The 17,451-nt window shown below is 72.3% G+C and carries 17 protein-coding genes; 5 read left to right on the top strand and 12 right to left on the bottom strand.

All coding sequences use genetic code 11. The features are described from left to right. Nucleotide 1 precedes the first annotated feature (1 nt). The 6 genes from MFF61_RS23705 to MFF61_RS23730 all read right to left on the bottom strand — a co-directional run bounded on the left by MFF61_RS23705 (nt 2) and on the right by MFF61_RS23730 (nt 5,559). Nucleotides 2–823: an IclR family transcriptional regulator gene (locus MFF61_RS23705; RefSeq protein ID WP_238239938.1), complete on the bottom strand. Its 822-nt coding sequence runs from the start codon at nt 821–823 to the stop codon at nt 2–4. A gap of 4 nt (nt 824–827) precedes the next feature. Then, the gene (locus MFF61_RS23710) at nt 828–1,562 is read right to left on the bottom strand and encodes an ABC transporter ATP-binding protein (protein WP_238239939.1); all 735 of its coding nucleotides are present in this window, start codon (nt 1,560–1,562) and stop codon (nt 828–830) included. A gap of 2 nt (nt 1,563–1,564) precedes the next feature. Further along, nucleotides 1,565–2,356 (bottom strand): ABC transporter ATP-binding protein, encoded by a 792-nt coding sequence (locus MFF61_RS23715; RefSeq protein WP_238239941.1) that lies wholly within the window; start codon nt 2,354–2,356, stop codon nt 1,565–1,567. After that, a complete protein-coding gene (locus tag MFF61_RS23720) occupies nt 2,353–3,438 on the bottom strand; it encodes a branched-chain amino acid ABC transporter permease (protein WP_238239942.1) in 1,086 nt (361 codons plus the stop codon). Before MFF61_RS23720 ends, MFF61_RS23715 begins: the two co-directional genes overlap by 4 nt. Further along, entirely contained in the window at nt 3,438–4,298 is an 861-nt protein-coding gene (locus MFF61_RS23725) for a branched-chain amino acid ABC transporter permease (protein WP_238239943.1), read from the bottom strand. Before MFF61_RS23725 ends, MFF61_RS23720 begins: the two co-directional genes overlap by 1 nt. A 79-nt stretch (nt 4,299–4,377) precedes the next feature. Next, a complete protein-coding gene (locus MFF61_RS23730) occupies nt 4,378–5,559 on the bottom strand; it encodes an ABC transporter substrate-binding protein (RefSeq protein ID WP_238239946.1) in 1,182 nt (393 codons plus the stop codon). Between the two features lie 194 nt (nt 5,560–5,753). Here MFF61_RS23730 and MFF61_RS23735 point away from each other — a divergent pair, with 194 nt between their 5' ends. The 4 genes from MFF61_RS23735 to MFF61_RS23750 are packed head-to-tail and all read left to right on the top strand — an operon-like array spanning nt 5,754 to nt 9,475. After that, nucleotides 5,754–7,106 carry an acyclic terpene utilization AtuA family protein gene (locus MFF61_RS23735; protein WP_238239947.1) on the top strand — a complete coding sequence of 451 codons (1,353 nt, stop codon included), beginning with the start codon at nt 5,754–5,756 and terminating at the stop codon, nt 7,104–7,106. A gap of 4 nt (nt 7,107–7,110) precedes the next feature. Further along, a complete protein-coding gene (locus MFF61_RS23740) occupies nt 7,111–7,482 on the top strand; it encodes an AtuA-related protein (RefSeq protein WP_238239948.1) in 372 nt (123 codons plus the stop codon). Further along, a complete protein-coding gene (locus MFF61_RS23745; protein WP_238239949.1) occupies nt 7,479–8,426 on the top strand; it encodes an SMP-30/gluconolactonase/LRE family protein in 948 nt (315 codons plus the stop codon). Before MFF61_RS23740 ends, MFF61_RS23745 begins: the two co-directional genes overlap by 4 nt. A 2-nt stretch (nt 8,427–8,428) precedes the next feature. Beyond that, nucleotides 8,429–9,475 carry an SDR family oxidoreductase gene (locus MFF61_RS23750; protein ID WP_238239950.1) on the top strand — a complete coding sequence of 349 codons (1,047 nt, stop codon included), beginning with the start codon at nt 8,429–8,431 and terminating at the stop codon, nt 9,473–9,475. 72 nt (nt 9,476–9,547) lie between these two features. Here MFF61_RS23750 and MFF61_RS23755 read toward each other — a convergent pair whose 3' ends face one another. The 4 genes from MFF61_RS23755 to MFF61_RS23770 all read right to left on the bottom strand — a co-directional run bounded on the left by MFF61_RS23755 (nt 9,548) and on the right by MFF61_RS23770 (nt 13,313). After that, nucleotides 9,548–10,540, bottom strand: a complete 993-nt coding sequence (locus MFF61_RS23755) for a DUF808 domain-containing protein (RefSeq protein WP_238239951.1) — start codon at nt 10,538–10,540, stop codon at nt 9,548–9,550. An 86-nt stretch (nt 10,541–10,626) separates the two neighbouring features. After that, nucleotides 10,627–12,030 carry a DEAD/DEAH box helicase family protein gene (locus MFF61_RS23760; RefSeq protein ID WP_238239956.1) on the bottom strand — a complete coding sequence of 468 codons (1,404 nt, stop codon included), beginning with the start codon at nt 12,028–12,030 and terminating at the stop codon, nt 10,627–10,629. A gap of 167 nt (nt 12,031–12,197) precedes the next feature. Further along, on the bottom strand, nt 12,198–12,410 hold the full coding sequence (locus MFF61_RS23765; protein WP_373324788.1) for a hypothetical protein: 213 nt from the start codon (nt 12,408–12,410) through the stop codon (nt 12,198–12,200). A gap of 600 nt (nt 12,411–13,010) precedes the next feature. Continuing rightward, nucleotides 13,011–13,313 carry a hypothetical protein gene (locus MFF61_RS23770; RefSeq protein WP_238239957.1) on the bottom strand — a complete coding sequence of 101 codons (303 nt, stop codon included), beginning with the start codon at nt 13,311–13,313 and terminating at the stop codon, nt 13,011–13,013. Between the two features lie 466 nt (nt 13,314–13,779). On the opposite strand from MFF61_RS23770, the gene MFF61_RS23775 reads away from it, so the two are divergent. Further along, nucleotides 13,780–15,270 (top strand): sensor histidine kinase, encoded by a 1,491-nt coding sequence (locus MFF61_RS23775; RefSeq protein ID WP_238239958.1) that lies wholly within the window; start codon nt 13,780–13,782, stop codon nt 15,268–15,270. Nucleotides 15,271–15,306: 36 nt separating this feature from the next. Here the strand turns inward: MFF61_RS23775 and MFF61_RS23780 are convergent, their stop codons facing one another. Continuing rightward, nucleotides 15,307–15,759 (bottom strand): GFA family protein, encoded by a 453-nt coding sequence (locus MFF61_RS23780; protein ID WP_238239959.1) that lies wholly within the window; start codon nt 15,757–15,759, stop codon nt 15,307–15,309. Between the two features lie 176 nt (nt 15,760–15,935). Beyond that, a complete protein-coding gene (locus tag MFF61_RS23785) occupies nt 15,936–17,177 on the bottom strand; it encodes a cytochrome P450 (protein WP_238239961.1) in 1,242 nt (413 codons plus the stop codon). Nucleotides 17,178–17,451: the final 274 nt, after the last annotated feature.

A 17,451-nucleotide genomic window follows, 5' to 3' on the forward strand; every position in this document is an offset into this window, starting at 1 on the left:
CTCATGCGGGCTCCTGCCGCCGCGCAGGCACGCGCTCGCGCTCCATCAGGTTCGCCTCCCGTCCCAGCGCCTCGGCGAGCAGCGTCTCGCGCTCGCGCAGGCGCGCCGAGAGGGCCGCGATGCTGAGGGCCGCCACCGTGCGGCCGGTCTCGTCGCGCACCGGCACGCCGATGGCCCCCATCGTGTCGACCACCCGGTCGAGCAGGATGACGTAGCCGCGCGCCCGCGCGGCCGCGATCGCCTCGCGGATCTCCGCCACGCCGAGGCGCGGATAGGCGTCGAGGCGGTGCGCGACGATGCCGAGGATCGCCTCCACCTCCCGGTCCGGCAGCCACGCCAGGAGCGCCAGCGCGCCCGCCCCGACACCCAGCGGGCGCCGGCTGCCGATGTCGAGGTAGTTGGCCCGGATCGGGTAGGAGCCGATCTCGCGCTCGACGCAGACCGCCTCGACGCCGCTGCGCACCGAGAGCAGCACGGTGTCGCCCGAGAGTTCGGCGAGCCGCACGAGGCTCGGGCGCGCCAGCGCCCGCAGGTCGTCGGGCCGCCCGGCGCGCGCCGCGAGCGCCAGGAACTCCGTCCCGGGCCGCCAGCCGCGCCCGTCGGGCCCCCGCGCCACGAAGCCCTCCTGAGCCAGGGTGTCGAGGATGCGCAGGGCCGTGACCTTGTTGAGCCCGGTCTCGGCCGCGAGGTCGGTGAGGCGGCGCGGGCCGGGCCCCGCGAGCGCCCGCAGCAGGGCGCAGACCTTCTGCACCGCGTTGGGCTCGGCCGCGGGCTCGGAGGGCGGGACGGCCTGCGGTCCCTCGGCGGCCTTGCGTCGCGCCATGCGCTCAGGCCGCCTCCGCCCCGCCGAGATAGATTCGGCGCAGGAGGGCGCTGTCCTGCAGCGCCGCGGCGGTGCCCTCCCCCGCCACTGCCCCGGTCTCGAGCAGGTAGCCGTAGCCTGCGTGCCGCAGCGCCTTCTCCACCAGCTGCTCGACCAGCAGAACCGCCGTCCCGCCGCGGGCGAGCCGGCTCGCCACGTCGAGGATGCGGTCGACCACCACGGGGGCGAGCCCGCCCGACGGCTCGTCGAGGATCAGCAGGCGCGGCTCGGCGATCAGCCCCTGCGCCACCGCCAGGATCTGCTGCTGGCCGCCGCTCAGGCGCGAGGCCTGCTGGTGGCGCTTCTCGGCGAGTTCGGGGAAGTCGGCGTAGACCCGCTCCAGGCCCCGGCGCGGATCGGACCCGCGGCCCGCATAGGTGCCGATCAGGAGATTGTCCTCGACGCTGAGGCTGGTGAAGACCCGGTGGCCTTCGAGCACCTGCACGAGGCCCGCCCGCACGATGTCGCCCGGGCTCGCGTGGGTGATGTCGGCGCCCGCGAAGGTGACGCGTCCGCGCTGCTTGGGGATCAGCCCCGAGAGCGCGTGCAGGATGGTGCTCTTGCCCGCGCCGTTGCGCCCGAGCACCACCACGAACTCGCCCGCATGGACCGTGAGGCCGACGCCGTGCACGACATGGGCCTTGCCGTAGGCGACGTGGAGGTCCGCGACATCGAGGAGGACGGGGCCGGGCCGGGACATCGTCAGGCTCCGAGATAGACGCGGACCACCTCCGCGTCGGTGCGCACCTCATCGGGGGTGCCGTGCTTGATCAGCCGCCCGCGGTCGAGGGTGGTGACCCGGCCGCAGACCCGGAAGACGAAGTCGGTGTGGTGCTCGACGAGCAGCACGCCGATGCCGCCGTCGCGGATGGTGCGCACGATGTCGGCGAGGTGGGCGATCTCCGCGCCGGTGAGCCCGCCGGCCGGCTCGTCGAGGAGCAGGAAGCGCGGGCGCAGCGCCAGCGCCCGGGCGATCTCCAGGAAGCGCTGCTCGGCATGCTCCAGCAGGTTCGCCCGCCGGTGGATCGCATGGCCGAGCCCGACCCCGTGGACGAGGTCGGCCGCCCGCTCGCGCAGGTCCGTCTCCTCGCGCAGCACGGACGGCAGGCCGAGCGCGGTGGCGAGGAAGCCCGCGCGCACGTCGCGCCACGCGCCCAGCATGGCGTTGTCGAGCACCGTGAGGTGGCCGAGGAGGCGCGGCTTCTGGAAGGTGCGGGCGATGCCGAGCCGCGGCCGGCGCTGCACCGAGCGGCGCGACAGCGCCTCCCCGTCGAGGCGCACCTCGCCCGCATCCGGGCGGTAATAGCCCGAGAGCAGGTTGAGGAGCGTGGTCTTGCCCGAGCCGTTGGGGCCGATCAGCCCGTGGATCTCGCCGGGCCGCAGGTCGAGGGAGACCGCGTCGAGGGCGGTGACGCCGCCGAAGCGCTTGGCGACGGACTCGGCCGCGAGGCCCCCGGCCTCGGGCAGGGCGGCGGGCAGGGAGGCGGCGCTCACGGCAGGGCCTCCCGGGCGAGCGCGGGCGCCTCGGGCGGCCGGGTTTCACCCACCGGCGGGGGCTCACCCACCGGCGGGCTCGCGCCCGCCTGCGAGGTGAGCGCGCGGCGCAGGCGGGCGAGGTCGGGGCGGACCTCGTGGCTGCGGTGCGGCTCGGCCCGCAGGCGGGCGGCCAGCACCTCCACGAGGCGGCCGATACCCTCCGGCACCAGCAGCACGACGATGAGGAGGGTCAGCCCGTAGAAGAACGTCCCGAGCTTGGCCAGCGGCGCCACCAGCTCGGGCAGCGCGGTGAGCACCGCCGTGCCGATCAGCGGCCCCAGGATGCTGCCGCGCCCGCCGATGATGATGCAGACGAAGAAGAACAGCCCGATCTCGAACACGAAGGTGTCGGGCGTGATGTAGGTCTGGAGCGCCGCGAACAGGGCGCCGCCGAGGCCGGCGGTGACGCCCGAGAACACGAACACCGTGAGCTTGACCCGGAAGACGTTGATGCCGACCGAGGCCGCCGCGACTTCGCTGTCGCGCACCGCGATCAGGGCGCGGCCCCACATCCGCCGGGCGATGCCCCAGGTCATCGCCGTCACGGCCGCGCCGATGGCGAGGATCAGCCAGTACTGGCCCCACGGCGTGTGGAACGGGGCCGGGAAGCCCGGCACCGACAGCCCGGTGCCGCCGCCCGTGAGCCCGCCCCAGGCCAGCGAGAGTTCGGTGACGATGAGCGCGAAGGCCATCGTCGCCATGGCGAAGTAGAAGCCCGGCAGGCGCAGCGAGGGCAGGCCGAGCAGCAGCCCCGCCGCGCCCCCGAGCGCGCCGCAGAGCGGCAGGACGAGGAGCGGATCGAGCCCGAGCGTGCCGGCCAGCACCGCGAAGCCGTAGGCGCCGACCGCGAGCAGGCCGACATGCCCGATCGAGAGCTGGCCGGCGAAGCCGACCACGAGGTTGAGGCCCGCCACCAGCACCCAGTAGGCGCCGATCAGCGAGACGAGGTGCAGCTGGTAGAGGTCGCCCGACCACCAGGGCAGCGTCACGAGCGCGAGGCCGGCCAGCGCCAGCGAGAGGCCGGAGGCGGAGCCGCGCATCAGACCGGCCTCACCCGCCGCGCGCCGAGCAGCCCCTCGGGCCGCACGAGGAGCACCAGCATCAGCAGGCCGACCGCGATCGTCTGCTGGTACTCGCCCCCGAACCAGTAGGTGGCGAAGGCCGAGAGCAGGCCCAGGCCCGCCCCGCCCAGCAGCGCGCCGAGGTTGCTGCCGAGCCCGCCCACCGCGAGCGCGATGAAGCCGTTGAGGGTCAGCGTCAGGCCGAGCGCGAAGAACGCGAAGGTGAGCTGCCCGGCCGCGAAGCCCGCGAGCCCCCCGAGCGCCCCCGCGAGCAGGTAGGAGGCGAGACGCACCCGGTCGGTCGGGATGCCGCGGGCGCGCGCCGCGAAGGCGTCCTCGGAGGTGGCCTGGAACAGCTTGCCCCACAGGGTCAGGCGGTAGAAGGCTTCGAGCCCGGCCGTCATCACCAGCACGGTGAGGATCGGCAGCCAGTACTTCTGGTCGAGCAGGCCCGAGGAGAAATCCTGCGGGATCAGCCGGGGGAAAGGCTTCGGCTCGGTGCCCCACCACAGGCCGACCGCCTGCTGCAGCATGGTGGCGAGCGCCAGCGTGGAGAGCAGCCACAGGTGCTCGTCGGACCGCGCCAGCACCCGGCGCACGCCGACGATCTCGGTGAACCCGCCGAACAGCGCCCCCACCAGCACCGCGCCGACGAGGCCCGCCGGGACCGGCAGCCCGAGCCCGGCGATGAACCATGCGCCGAATACGCCGCCGAGCATGCAGAGGTGGCCAGTGGTGACGCTGAGCACCTTCGAGGTCGAGTACATCACGTTGTAGGCGAGCGCCGTCGCCGCGTAGACGGCGCCGATGGCGAGCCCCGAGACGATCACGGCGAGCATGGGGCGTCTCCCTGCGAAGCGCGGCGGCCCCCTCCCCGGCCCGGGGCAAAGGCCCGGCTCGGGGCAAAGACCTGTCGGTTCACCGCGGCGCCGCGTCGTAGCAGCCGTCGCGGAAGGTGTTGGCGATGTTGGCCACGATGTTCCGGTCGGGGAAGCCGTTGTGGTTCTCCGGGCTCCACGTGTAGGTGGCGTAGACCCCCGGAAAGTCCTTCGTGCCCTCCAGCACCGTCTTGACCTTCTGCGGATCGGTGGACCCGGCGGACTTCACCGCGTGCTCGATGATCTTGACGGTGTCGTAGCCGAGCGCGACCCACCAGAAGGTGAAGTCGATCCTGCCGCCGAGGGCGGGCTTGACGGTGTCGATGAGGGCCTGGGTGCGCGGCGGCAGCTTGCCGTCGACGTAGGTGGTGCTCTGGTAGCCGGCCGCGAAGGCGTTCTGCCAGTATTCGGGCTTGTTGAGCAGGCCCTTGATCGGCAGGGCCATCACCGCGGGGTGGCCCACCACCGGCACGTCCCAGCCCATGTCGCCGCGGGTGTTCAGGATGCGCGCCATCAGGCCGGTGGCCGCGGTCCAGGGCATCACCACGTCGGCGCCCGCGGCCCTGGCCTTGGTCATCTCGTCGGTGAGATCGGTCTTGTTGGGGTCGATCAGCACCGAGTAGACCGGCTTGACCCCCGCCTGCTCCAGGAGCGCCGCCGCCGTCTTGGCGCTCGACGTGCCGTAGCCCGAGGTGTCGCCGATCACCGCGACCTTGCGGCGCTTGAGCACGTCGAGGGCGTAGGCGTTGCCGCCGGAGATCCACTGCGTGTTGGTGTTGATGGCCCGGAAGGCGAGCGGGTACTTCTTGGCGTCGATCAGCTCGTCGATCGAGCCGATGACAATGTTGGGGATGCCGGCCCGCGCCACGATCGGCACCGTGGCGAGCGACTCGCCCGAGTTCACCGGACCGATGATGAACTGCACCTTGTCGCTGAACAGCAGTTGCTGGGCGAGGTTCACCGCCTTGGTGGGCTCGCCCGCGGTGTCGCGGGTGAGCAGTTCGAGCTTGCGGCCGTTGATGCCGCCGGCCCGGTTGATCTCGTCCACCGCGAACTGGACGCCCTGGTTCTCGGCGATCGCCGCCGAGGAGAGCGGCCCGGTGAGCGAGGAGAGCCAGCCGATCTTGATCGGGTCCTGGGGCCGATCCTGGGCCTGCGCCGCGCCGGCCCCGAGAACCAGCGCGCAGAGGCCGAGCGCGCGCATCCATGCCGGTGACCGCATCTGACGTTTCCTCCGGGGGTCGGGCGTCGTGTCGGCCCGTTGCGGAAGATGGTTGCGTCTGGTGGAAGACCTGTCAAGATCGTTCCGTCCGAAGGAACGGATTTGCCGGCTTCTTCGCGGATGCAGCACAGAGTGCGGCATCATCGTTTCGCCAGACGGAATAACTGTCGGCGGCGTCGTCTCGGGGAGGAGACATGACGGGATTGCGCATCGGCTCGGGCTCGGCGTGGTGGGGTGACCGGCTGGAGCCGGCCCGCCGCAACGCCGAGGAGGGCGACCTCGACTACCTCTGCTTCGAGACGATGGCGGAGGCGACCGTCTCGGCGGCCCAGGTGCGCAAGCGCCGCGACCCGTCCTTCCCCGGCTACGACACCTACCTGGACGACCGGATGCAGCGCGTGCTGCCCGGCTGCCTGCGCCGGGGCACGAAGATCATCTCCAACCAGGGCTGGATCAATCCGGAGGGCGCCGCCGAGCGGATGGTGCACTGGCTGCGGGCCTGCGGCGCCCCGAAGGGCACGGTGGTGGCGGCGGTGTCGGGGAGCCTGATCACCGACCGCGTGCTCGACATCGCCGGTCCGCTGATGGAGGACGGGCGGCCCGCCGCCTCGCTCGCCGGCTCGATCGTCTCGGCGGAGGCCTACATGGGCGCCGAGCCGATCGTGCGGGCGCTGCGGGAGGGGGCGGCGATCGTCGTCACCGGCCGGGTCGCCGACCCGTCGCTGTTCATGGCGCCGATGATGCACGAGTTCGGCTGGGACCCGCTCGACCACGGACGCCTCGGCCCCGGCAACGGCATCGGCCACGTGCTCGAATGCGGCGCGCAGGTCACCGGCGGCTACTTCTGCGATCCCGGCTTCAAGGACGTGCCCGAGCCCTGGGACCTCGCCTTCCCGATCGCCGAGGTGGAGAGCGACGGCAGCGCGGTCATCACCAAGGTCGTCGGCAGCGGCGGCGCCGTGACCCTGCGCACCCTCAAGGAGCAGCTGTTCTACGAGGTGCACGACCCCGGACGCTACATCACGCCTGACGTGGTGGTGGACTTCACCACGACGCAGCTGGAGGAGGTCGGCCCGGACCGCCTCCGGGTGAGCGGCATCTCCGGCCAGCCGCGCACGCCCACCCTCAAGGTCTCGATCGCCTGCCAGGAGGGCCATATCGGCGAGGACATGTTCTTCTACGCCGGGCCGGGGGCGCTGCGGCGGGCCGAACTCGCCAAGCGGATCCTGGAGGAGCGCTTCCGCATCGTCGGGCTCGACGCGGAGGAGGTCCGCATCGACTTCGTGGGCGTCAACGCCATCCACGGCGGCCTCTCGCCGGCCGGCGCCGAGCCCTACGAGGTCGCCGTGCGGGTGGCGGCGCGCACCCGGACCCGCGAGGAGGCCCTCAAAGTCGGCCGCGAGGTCGACGGCATGGCGGTGTCGGGCGTCGGCATGACCGGCAAGCGCGTGCCCCACCAGGACCGCACCCGCGAGATCATCGGCGTGTGGTCCTCGCTGGTGCCGCGCGAGGCGGTGACGCCGGTCATCACCTACTACGAGGCCTGAGCCGATGCGCCTGCCCCTCCAGCACGTCGCCCACGTGCGCTCCGGCGACAAGGGCAACACCTCGAACGTTACGGTGATCGCCTACGAGCCGGACCTCTACCCCTACCTCAAGGACCAGCTCACCGCGGAGGCGTTCCGGGCCTTCTACGCCGGGATGGTGACCGGACCGGTGACCCGCTACGCGGTCGATCATCTCGGCGTCCTGAACTTCGTGGCCGAAGGGGCGCTCGGCGGCGGCGTCTCGCGCTCGCTCTGCCTGGACAATTACGGCAAGGCGCTCTCGGCGGCGGTGCTCGGCTTCATGCTCGACATCCCCGACCGCCTCGCCAACCGCCTGCGCAACTACCACCCCGCGCCCGAGGAGACCCCGGCATGAGCGCCGTTCCGGAGACCCTGCGCGAGATCGCCTCGGGGCTGCTGTTTCCCGAAGGCCCGGTGGCGATGCCGGACGGCGCGGTGCTGGTGGTCGAGATCGGCCGCGGCACGCTCACCCGGATCGCGCCCGACGGCAGCAGGAGCATCGTCGCCGCACCCGGCGGCGGGCCGAACGGCGCCGCGATCGGCCCGGACGGCCGCTGCTACCTGTGCAACAACGGCGGCTTCCGCTGGACCGAGCCCGGGGATCCGAGCGGCTACCGCCCGATCGGGCAGGCGGAGGATTATTCGGGCGGGCGCATCGAGCGCGTGGATCTCGCCACCGGTGCCGTCGAGGTTCTGTACACCGAGAGCACGAACGGACCGCTGAAAGGCCCGAACGACCTCGTGTTCGACGGGCTCGGCGGGTTCTACTTCACCGATCTCGGCAAGGTTAGGGCCCGCGAGCAGGACCGCGGCGCGGTCCACTACGCCCGCGCCGACGGGAGCCTGATCCGGGAGATCGTGTTTCCGATCCTCACCCCGAACGGCATCGGCCTCTCGCCGGACGGGCGCACCCTCTACGTCGCGGAGACCGAGACGGCGCGGCTGTGGGCCTTCGACCTCGACGGCCCGGGGGAGATCCGGCGCCAGCCCTTCCCCTCCCCGCACGGCGGACGCCTCGTGGTCGGGCTGCCGGGCTACCACCGCTTCGACTCGCTCGCCGTCCAGGCCGACGGCCGGATCTGCGTCGCGACGCTGGTGAGCGGCAGCATCACCATCGTGTCGCCGGACGGCGCGTCGGTGCGCCACGTGCCGATGCCCGAGCGCTGGCCCACCAACATCTGCTTCGGCGGGCCGGACCTCGCCACCGCCTTCATCACCCTGTCGTCCACCGGACGGCTCGCCACGATGCCGTGGGAGCGCCCCGGCCTGCCCCTCCACCACCTGAACCCGCGGGGCTAAAGATGCCGCACGCGCTCGTCGTCGGCGGCCTCGGGGTCGTCGGTCAGGGCCTCGTCCGCCACATCGCCGGCCGGCCGGGCTGGCGCGTCACCGCGCTGTCGCGGCGGGCGCCGCCCGCGCCCTCGCCCGCCCGCTTCATCCCGGTCGACCTCCTCGACCCGGCCGACGCGGAGGTGAAGCTCGCCGACCTCTCTGACGTCAGCCACGTGTTCTTCGCCGCCTACGCCGAGCGGCCGAGCCCGGCCGAGGAGGTCGCGCCCAACCTCGCGATGCTGGAGACGGTGGTGCGCCGGATCGAGCGGACGAGTGCCAGCCTCGCACATGTCAGCCTGATGCAGGGCACCAAGGCCTACGGCACCCATCTCGGGCCGTTCAAGACCCCGGCGCGGGAGACCGACCCGCGCCACATGCCGCCGAACTTCTACTACGACCAGGAGGATTTCCTGCGCGCGGCGAGCCGCGCCGCGGGCTGGACGTGGTCGGCCCTGCGCCCGCGCACGGTCTACGGCTACGCGGCCGGCAGCCCGATGAGCATGACGGCGGTGATCGGGGTCTATGCGGCGATCTCGAAGGAGCTGGGCCTGCCGCTGCGCTTTCCCGGCACGCCGGGCGGCTACCGGGCGATCCAGCAGGCGGTCGATACCGACCTCCTCGCCGAGGCCGCCCTCTGGGCCGCCACGGAGCCGGCCTGCGCAGGCGAGATCTTCAACGTCACCAATGGCGGCCTCTTCCGCTGGGAGCACCTCTGGCCGCGCATCGCCGAGTGGTTCGGCCTCCCCTGCGGCCCGGTGCAGACCCTGCGCCTCGCCGAGGTGATGGCCGACAAGGCACCGCTCTGGGCGCGCATGACCGCGGCGCACGGCCTCAAGCCCCTCGCCTACCGCGACCTCGTGTCGTGGAGGTTCGGCGATTTCCAGTGGCACGCCGACTACGACAGCCTGGTGGAGACCACCAAGATCCGCCGCTTCGGCTTCCACGCCATCGTGGACGACGAGGAGATGATGCTGCGCCAGATGGCGGGGCTGCGCGCCGACCGGGTCATCCCGTAGCGGCCGGGCACCTTCCCGGACGCCGGAGGCGATGGCTCGGCCGATGCGAATGGCCAATGCTTCGGCGGCCCCTCAGGCTGTGCGGTGCCGCAGGCGCGAGAGGCTCTGCCACGCCGGCGCCAGGACGAAGCCCGTGAGCGGGATCAGGAGGCCGCCGACGATCAGGCCGACGAGCCCCGAGGCCGCGGCCGTGACCAGCCACTCGACCAGACTCCGGCCCGCCGGAAGCAGCGCCGCGAGGCGCGCCGCCACATCGTGGATCGCGTGGGCCGGACCCGACAGGCCGTAGGTCTCCAGCCCGTGGACCAGGATGCCGCCACCCACCCAGATCATCGCGGCCGTGCCGACGATCCCGAGCAGCTTGAGCAGTCCGGGCATGCCCTTGACGATGGCGCGTCCGACGCCGCGCCCGAGGCTCCCGAGCGGCGGGGGCGCGGTGCTGCCGGCCAGGGCCACGCCCGCATCGTCGGCCTTCACGATCAGGGCGACGGCGCCGTAGACCGCCACGGTGATGCCCAGGGCGACGACCGCCAGGACGGCCGCGCGCATCCAGAAGCTCCCCTCCGGGATGGCCGCAAGGGTGATCGCCATGATCTCCGCGGAGAGGATGAAGTCGGTCTTGATGGCACTCGCCACGCGCCGGTCCTCCACCGCCCGGGCATCCCCCGCACCGGCGCCGAGCTGGTCCTCGTGCGCGTGGGCCTGATGCGGGAAGAGGGCCTCGTAGACCTTCTCGGCGCCCTCGTAGCAGAGGTAGGCGCCGCCTAGCATCAGGAGCGGGGTGATCGCCCACGGGGCAAACGCGCTGAGCGCGAGCGCGCCCGGCAACAGGAACAGGAGCTTATTGCGCAGCGAGCCGATCGCGATCCGGCCGACGATCGGCAGCTCGCGGTCGGCGGCGAAGCCCACGACGTAGCGCGGCGTGACGGCGGCATCGTCGATGACGACACCGGCCGCCTTCGTTCCGGCCTTGGCGGCCTGTCCGGCGATGTCGTCGAGGGAGGCTGCCGCCACCTTGGCGAGGGCCGCGATGTCGTCCAGCAGGGCAATCAGTCCGATGCTCACGGGTCCTCCTCGGTGCGCCGGCGTCGCTGGAGAGACGCGCGGGAGCCGGGTTTAATCCGGCGCGGCCGCGCCCGCGAGCCCCGACCTCACGGCTCCCCTTGAATGACCGCCTCCGACAGCACGGCCGCGAGGGCGTCCGCCATGGCCGTATCGTCGCCCGCCATGCCGTCCATCGCCGCCATCCGGGCGACGGCGGTGGCGGCGATCCGCTCCTCCACCGTGTCCTCGGCGTAGGCGTAGTAGATGACCGCGTGCTGCCCGTCGCGGTGGCAGCGGCCCTCGATCTGCTGCAGCTGGATCGCGCTGTGGCGCATGTCGTGGATCACGAGCGAGCGCGGCCGCTCGCCGCCCGGCCGCTCGTGCCGGTGCAGGGAGATCGACTCCGTGACCGTGAAGATCACGGCGTCGAGCAGGCCTTCCTGGAACTCGCACCGCGTCGCCTCGTTCGCGTCGGCCGGGCGCTGCCCGTTGATCTCGCCCACGCGCCAGCGCTGCCCGCGCAGGCTCTCGGCGAGCAGGGCCGAGGTCTCCAGGAAGGCCGTCGAGATGGCGACCTGCTCGCCGCCGGAGAGGAGATCGTTGGCGAAGGCCGCGGTGCCGGCGATGCGCAGCAGGCTCGCCTTCTGGCGGAAGCGCAGATCCGCCGCCCAGCCGGCCGGACGCCGCGTCGAGCCGCCGAGCAGCCCGAATTCGCGGCGGAACTCGCGCCAGGACGCCTCGTAGAGGCGCCGCTCCTCGGCACCGAGCGCGGTCGGCGCGAGTTCCCGCTGCACCTCCGGCCAGCCGGCGATGTCGGCCGGGCGACGCCGCAGGCCGATCGCGCCGCGGCCCTTGTAGAGCAGGTCCGCCATCACGGCGCGGTCGCGCGCGTTGGGCGTCCAGCTCCAGTTCGTCCAGCGTCCCTTCGCGCGGCCGATGCCGAGCGTGCGCATCAGGGTGCGGAAGTCGGCCAGGGATTCCACGGGCCGCCCCGCCGCATGGCCGAGCAGGCGGCCGAGATAGAACAGCTCGTGCGGCGCCTGCCCGGCCGTCGCGCTCATGTAGATCGCGAAGGCCGCCTGGTCGGCGAGCTGGCGGCAGGCCATGCTCTGCTGGGCGTAGGGATTGCGCAGGCGGTGGGCCTCGTCGAACACCACGACGGGCCAAGTCCGCTTGGGGCGCCCCTCGCGGGCGAGCTCGTTGTTGCGCGCGCGGGTCGAGCGTCGGGTGCTCGCCGGCGGCGGCGTGAACAGCGACTTGGTGCGCTCGTAGTTGATGAGCGTCACGGCCTTGTCGGCCAGCCCGCTTCCCGCCATCGTCCGCCGCCATTGCGGCAGGCCGCCCTTGGGGCAGACGATGAGGATGTCGCGCTCGGGCATGGCGGCCAGGGCCGACCACACGGAGAGCGTCTTGCCGAGCCCGGTCATGTCCCCGAGGAGGAAGCCGGGCCGGCCCTCCGCGCGATGGGCGAGGATCGCCTCACGCGCCGCCCGCTGATGCGGGCGCGGCACGAAGCGGACGGGCTCACTCGTCTCGGGCGGCATCGCGTGAAGTGGCCGGATCCATCTGCAGGGCGGCGCGCGTCGGCGCGTGTCGTGCACCATCCCGTCCGGACGGCCGCGGACGCCGAACGAGCCGACGCGGATGGCCGCGCCGGCTCACGGCGAGCGATTGTGGGCTATCGCCGCCCGGATGCCCCGGCGTGCAGGTCCCGCTCGACGGCGGCGAGGGCGCTGGCATGCGCCTTGGCTTGGCTGACGTGGGGCCGATCCGACCGCTCGACGAGCTTGCCGCGCTTGCGGATGGCCCACTGGAACTGGCCGGCCGGCTTGGTGAGAGGGGCGACTTCGATGGAATAGGGAGGAATGCTCTCGTCTGTCATGACCGTCATATAGGCATCCTGGCCGGCGCGTGCCACCCGATCCCGTGCAGGGCCGGTCACGGCGCTGAAGGGGGCCGCGCGGCGCGCGGGGCGGAAACAGCCTCCTGCCGTCCTGGCGTCGCTGCTCCGCGGACCCGGGCGGCGCAAGCCCGGGTCTGTGCAGCACGGGCAGGGCGACAGGCTCCTGCGCGCCGGTGCTATGAGGGCCCTCTCAGGACGACAGCGATCGTGCCGACGCCTCTTTCCATCGGATGAGCTTGGAGACGACGGTCTTCACGTGCCTGCGCACGTCGTCGGCCCTGCTGCCCGATGGCTCTTGGGGCGAGCCGCCAGTCCGAATCGGAGCGTTTCGGAAGGAAGGCATGGGGCACCTCACGGGTTGTGGCCTCGACACGGGTCGTTTGCCTCGGTGCGGACCGCCGTGCCGTGCTGAGAAGCACACGAACGATGGTCCCCCCAGGCTGCCGGGGCGTGACCTGGGCGGATCGCGGCGGCCCGCGCCGCCGCGATCGCGTCTGCGTCCGGCCCCTCACCGGCCCGGCGCGTGCGCGGCGGCACCGAGGACGTCGGCACGGCCGCGCGCCGTCATCGCACCCGATTCAAGGGCGCTCAGAAGTAGTGACGGCGATGGTGGTGATGACCCCAGTGATGACGGTGGCCCCAGCCCCAATGCCGGTGATGGTGGTGGTGGCCCCAGCCCCACGGCCGGTAATGATGGCGATGGCCCCAGTGATGGTGGTGGCGGTGTCCCCAGTACTGCACGTGCTGCAGGGTCTCGGGCTCGGCCTGCGCCGCCAAGCCGGCGGCTGCGCCCAGCGGCGACGCCTGCGCGCTGGAGGACAGGGTGGGCGCAACCTGGAGCGCGCCCAGGACGGCGAGCGCGGCCAGCAGAGGTAGTGATCGTCTGGTCATGATGGTCTCCCAAAGCATCGATGGCGCGAAGCGTGACAGGTGAATGCCGGCCTGAGCCGGCCCAGGCGTCGGTGTTTACTCCCGCACGGATTGCAGAATGCGCGTATTGCGCTCCACCAGAGCAGTGTCTGGTTTCCGTTCTTCAGATCATGACTTGCTGGTCTGCAAGTCTGATGTCTTAAAGCGCACTTTGCGCGCCCTCATCTGAGCGAATGCTGAACGATCATCGGGGTGGCTGGATCCGGCCGATCGGCGCACGAGGCCCGACGACGATGCCGGCGCCCTCGGCGTCGTCGGCAGGCAGGACGAGGCTCGGTCGCGCGCCCCGCCGGGTCGCTCGCCCGCATCCTGCGCCCGCGCTTCCCCTTCGCGACGATCCGCCCTACAGCCCCTCCTCGGTCCGGCGCCGTGGACGCGATGGCGCGCCGGGCGGGTGCGGCCGGCCAGAACGAGGATGCCCTCTGCGGTGCGCAAGCTCCTGTACAGGCTCGGCTTGTCCTTCGAAGATCCCGCCGATGAGCGCGCCTTCGTCGCGCGCTTCACCCTCGATGATCTGGGCCGCACCCAGGCGGCCATGCTGCTCGGCGCCTTCGTCTACTGCGCCTTCGCGGTGTGGGACTGGATCCTCGATCCTGCGCAGTGGCGCGCGACGCTGGCCCTCCGGCTGGCGGTCGCGGTCGCGGTGCTCCTGCCGGCGACCGCGGCCTTGAGCTGGCCTGGGGCGCGCCGCCGGGCCGAGGCGATCTACCTCGTCTACTGCGTCGTCCCCGGCTGCGTGCTCAGCCTGATCTACCTGCTCCTGAAGCCCGGCTTCGACCATGCCGCCGCCGGCATGATCATCGTGATCCTGTTCGTTTCGACGCTCCTGCCGCTGCGCCTGCCCTCGCTCGCCGCCTTCTGCGGCCTGACCTGGGCCTGCTTTGCCCTGTGCGAGTCCTTCGCGGTCCACGAGCGCGCGGGCATGCGCTTCGTGAACAATTTCGAGATCGGCATGGCCTACGCGCTCTCGCTCTACGCGGTTGGGGCGCGGGAGGTCCGGGCGCGGCGGCAGTTCCGTACCGAGGCGGCGCTGCGGCGGGAGAAGGAGCGCTCCGAGGCGGCCTTCGCGGACCTGCGCCGGGCGCAGGCCCACCTCGTCCAGGCCGAGAAGCTGGCCTCCCTCGGCCAGCTCGTGGCCGGGGTCGCCCACGAGATCAACACGCCGATCGGACTGGCGCTGACCACCTCGACCGCCGCGGAGGGCGACCTGAAGCAGCTGCTGCGAGCGGTGGAAACCGGACAGGTCCGCCGGTCGGAGCTCACGAATGGGCTTGCGCGGCTGAGCGAGGGGATGCGGCTGCTGTTCGCCAACCTCACGCGGGCGGCCGACCTCGTCCACAGCTTCAAGCAGGTCGCAGTCGACCAGGCCAACGAGGAGCGGCGCCGCTTCGAGGTGCGCAGCTGGCTCCTGGAGGTGATGAGCACGCTCGGGCCGCTCCTGCGCCGCAAGGGGCACGAGGTCCGCGTCGCCTGCGAGAGCGGGATCATGCTCGACACCTATCCGGGTGCGCTGGCGCAGGTGATCAGCAACCTCGCGCTCAACGCGGTGATTCATGGCTATCCGGACGGCCGGTCGGGCGTTCTCGACCTCACGGTGTCGCGCGCGGGAGAGGATCGCCTGTGCATCGTCTTCGCGGATGACGGCATCGGTGTCGCGCCCGAGAATTTGCCGAAGGTGTTCGATCCGTTCTTCACCACGCGGCGCGACAAGGGCAGCACGGGTCTGGGCCTGCACATCGTGTTCAACCTCGTCGCGGCGAGCCTGCAAGGACAGATCGCCTTGTCGAGCGACGTCGGAGCTGGCGCCCGGTTCGTCATCACCCTGCCCCTGTCGCTGAGCCGAGCGCCTGCGGACGGAGCCGCCGCCAACCTCGCCGTCTCTGCTCGGGCTCCGGCCGAAAGCGAGGCATCGCCCTAGGCGAGGCGAACGCTGCGCGCTGCGTCGGACAATGTTCTAGCTCGACCCGGGCCCGTCCGGCGCCGCGTCCCATGGAGGTTCCTCCCGGTGCGGCGCGGTCGAGCGCGTCCTGGGGAAGGCCGGCAGACCGTCGCCGACGACGTCCCAGACCAGCCGCTCGGCCATGTAGGTGTGGTCCCGCGGCGGCACGCCCGCCGGCTCGTCGAGGCTGGCCGTCGTGACGTCGACCTCGCCGGGGGCCTCGTCGCTCTCGTAGGTCAGCGAGGTGCCGCAGGCTCCGCAGAAGCGCCGGGTCACGCGGGGGCTCGACCGCACGCTGCGCGGCTCGCCCGCCGTCCAGCACAGGGCCGCCCGCGGGACGCTGAACCACGCCACGGAGGCCGCCCCCACGCTGCGGCGGCAATCGGCGCAATGGCAGACGGTCTCGTGGAACGGCTCGGCCTCCGCCTCGTAGCGAACTGCACCGCAATGGCATCCACCCCGCAGCATCGACCGGTCTCCCGCGTGGTCCGTCGCATCCGCACATCCTGTCGGCGCCGAGGAAGCGACCGGCACGAGCGGCTCCGACCCAGGTGACGGCGGAAGGCCGCGCAATGTTCCGGCGGCCATGGGCATCGGCCGTTTTTGAACGGCTGGATCCGCAGGGGCGGTTGGCGGATCCGGCGCTAGCCGCCCGGCGCGCGCCATGACACCGGCACTTCGTCGACGCGCCGGATCGCAGCCGAGCCTCGCACCGTCAGCGGGGCGTCGAGGCGCAGGTCGGGAAGCCGGGTGGTGAGAGCCCGCAATCCCTCCTCCAGCTCGATGCGGGCCAGCGCCTCGCCGAGGCAGCGATGCGCGCCGCCGCCGAACACCATGTGCCAGCGCGGATGATCGCTGCGGCGCAGATCGAAGACGTCAGGATCGACGTAGAGCGCCGGATCGCGCATGGCCGACAGCGTCGAGAAGGACACCAGAGCCCCCGCGGGCAGCACGCCTCCGTCCAGGGCGATCGCCGACAGCGTGAAGCGCGGGAAGGAGCCGACCGCCGGCTCGAAGCGCAGCGCCTCGGCGACGGCGCCGGGAATCAGCGCCTCGTCGCGGCAAACCGCCTCCCACTGCGCCGGATGCGTCAGGAGAAGACCGGTCTGGATCGCGAGCGCGGCCCGCGTGGTGTCGCTGCCCGCCAGGATCAGCGAGACGATCTGCATCCGCGTCTCGGCGGCTTCGTCCGGATCACCCGCCTCGATCAGCGGCACCATGGCCGAGATCAGGTCGTCCTGCGGCGCACGGCGACGCTGTTTCACGAGGTCGTCCACGTAATCGGTCAACCGGCGCGCCGCCTCCTCCGCCTCCGGCAGATCGGAGGGCTGCCACGTCGAGGTGAGCGCGCGGGACATGGCATAGACCCACCGCGTGAAGTCCGGCACGTCGCGCTCGGGTAGGCCCAGGATGAGGCCGATCGCCCGCGCCGGAAGCGGTGAGGCGTAATCGGCCAGCAGGTTCATCCGGCCGCGCGGGACCTGCTCGGCCACGAGCGCCTCGGCTAGCGCACGGATGCGCGGGCGCAGGGCCGCGACGACCTGGACCGCGAAGGTGCGGGCGATCGGCGTGCGTCGGCGCCGGTGAACCTCGCCATTGGAGAGAAGCACCGTCTGCTGGAAGAAGTCGAACAGCGGCCCCGCCGTGATGCCGCGCAGACGGGCGAACTCCGTCTCGACCTGCCGCAGGCGCGGATCGGTGACGAGCGCCTGCACGTCCCTGGCCCGCAGCAGCATGACGACGCCGTCGTCGACCCGGATGAGGGGCGTGATCTCGCGATGGCGCGCGAGCACGGCATGCGGATCCGCTTCAAGCGCGGCCCGCGTGACCATCGTGAGGCCCGTTTCGGCCTCGCTCGACGCAGCAGTCGAAGTGGACGCGGCCATCGTCGCCCTCCCAGGCTCCCTGGCCGGCATTGTGAGAGGGAGCGGGCCGAAGTCCAGCGTGGCGGGACGGGAATCGGGACACCGGCTCGGGGCGGACCGATGGCGGGCTCGTGGACCGAGGCCCCGCTGGCGTCGACAGGCTGCGGCGCACAGGCCTCGATCGGGAACCTTGACCCGTGCGGGCGCCGCCGGACCGCGGGCGCTGCGGGGCAGCCCGTTCGTCCGCGAAGCGGCGGCGAGCCCGGCATTCGCTCTCCGTCGGAGATCGGAGCCT

The organism is Methylobacterium isbiliense (genome assembly GCF_022179325.1).
In the GTDB taxonomy this organism is placed as follows: domain Bacteria; phylum Pseudomonadota; class Alphaproteobacteria; order Rhizobiales; family Beijerinckiaceae; genus Methylobacterium; species Methylobacterium isbiliense.

Excerpts from the sequence above, each read along its gene's own strand:
- MFF61_RS23705 (WP_238239938.1), bottom strand. The coding sequence starts at position 823 with ATGGCGCGACGCAAGGCCGCCGAGGGACCGCAGGCCGTCCCGCCCTCC.
- MFF61_RS23710 (WP_238239939.1), bottom strand. The coding sequence starts at position 1,562 with ATGTCCCGGCCCGGCCCCGTCCTCCTCGATGTCGCGGACCTCCACGTC.
- MFF61_RS23720 (WP_238239942.1), bottom strand. The coding sequence starts at position 3,438 with ATGCGCGGCTCCGCCTCCGGCCTCTCGCTGGCGCTGGCCGGCCTCGCG.
- MFF61_RS23725 (WP_238239943.1), bottom strand. The coding sequence starts at position 4,298 with ATGCTCGCCGTGATCGTCTCGGGGCTCGCCATCGGCGCCGTCTACGCG.
- MFF61_RS23730 (WP_238239946.1), bottom strand. The coding sequence starts at position 5,559 with ATGCGGTCACCGGCATGGATGCGCGCGCTCGGCCTCTGCGCGCTGGTT.
- MFF61_RS23735 (WP_238239947.1), top strand. The coding sequence starts at position 5,754 with ATGACGGGATTGCGCATCGGCTCGGGCTCGGCGTGGTGGGGTGACCGG.
- MFF61_RS23740 (WP_238239948.1), top strand. The coding sequence starts at position 7,111 with ATGCGCCTGCCCCTCCAGCACGTCGCCCACGTGCGCTCCGGCGACAAG.
- MFF61_RS23745 (WP_238239949.1), top strand. The coding sequence starts at position 7,479 with ATGAGCGCCGTTCCGGAGACCCTGCGCGAGATCGCCTCGGGGCTGCTG.
- MFF61_RS23750 (WP_238239950.1), top strand. The coding sequence starts at position 8,429 with ATGCCGCACGCGCTCGTCGTCGGCGGCCTCGGGGTCGTCGGTCAGGGC.
- MFF61_RS23765 (WP_373324788.1), bottom strand. The coding sequence starts at position 12,410 with ATGACGGTCATGACAGACGAGAGCATTCCTCCCTATTCCATCGAAGTC.
- MFF61_RS23770 (WP_238239957.1), bottom strand. The coding sequence starts at position 13,313 with ATGACCAGACGATCACTACCTCTGCTGGCCGCGCTCGCCGTCCTGGGC.
- MFF61_RS23780 (WP_238239959.1), bottom strand. The coding sequence starts at position 15,759 with ATGCTGCGGGGTGGATGCCATTGCGGTGCAGTTCGCTACGAGGCGGAG.
- MFF61_RS23785 (WP_238239961.1), bottom strand. The coding sequence starts at position 17,177 with ATGGCCGCGTCCACTTCGACTGCTGCGTCGAGCGAGGCCGAAACGGGC.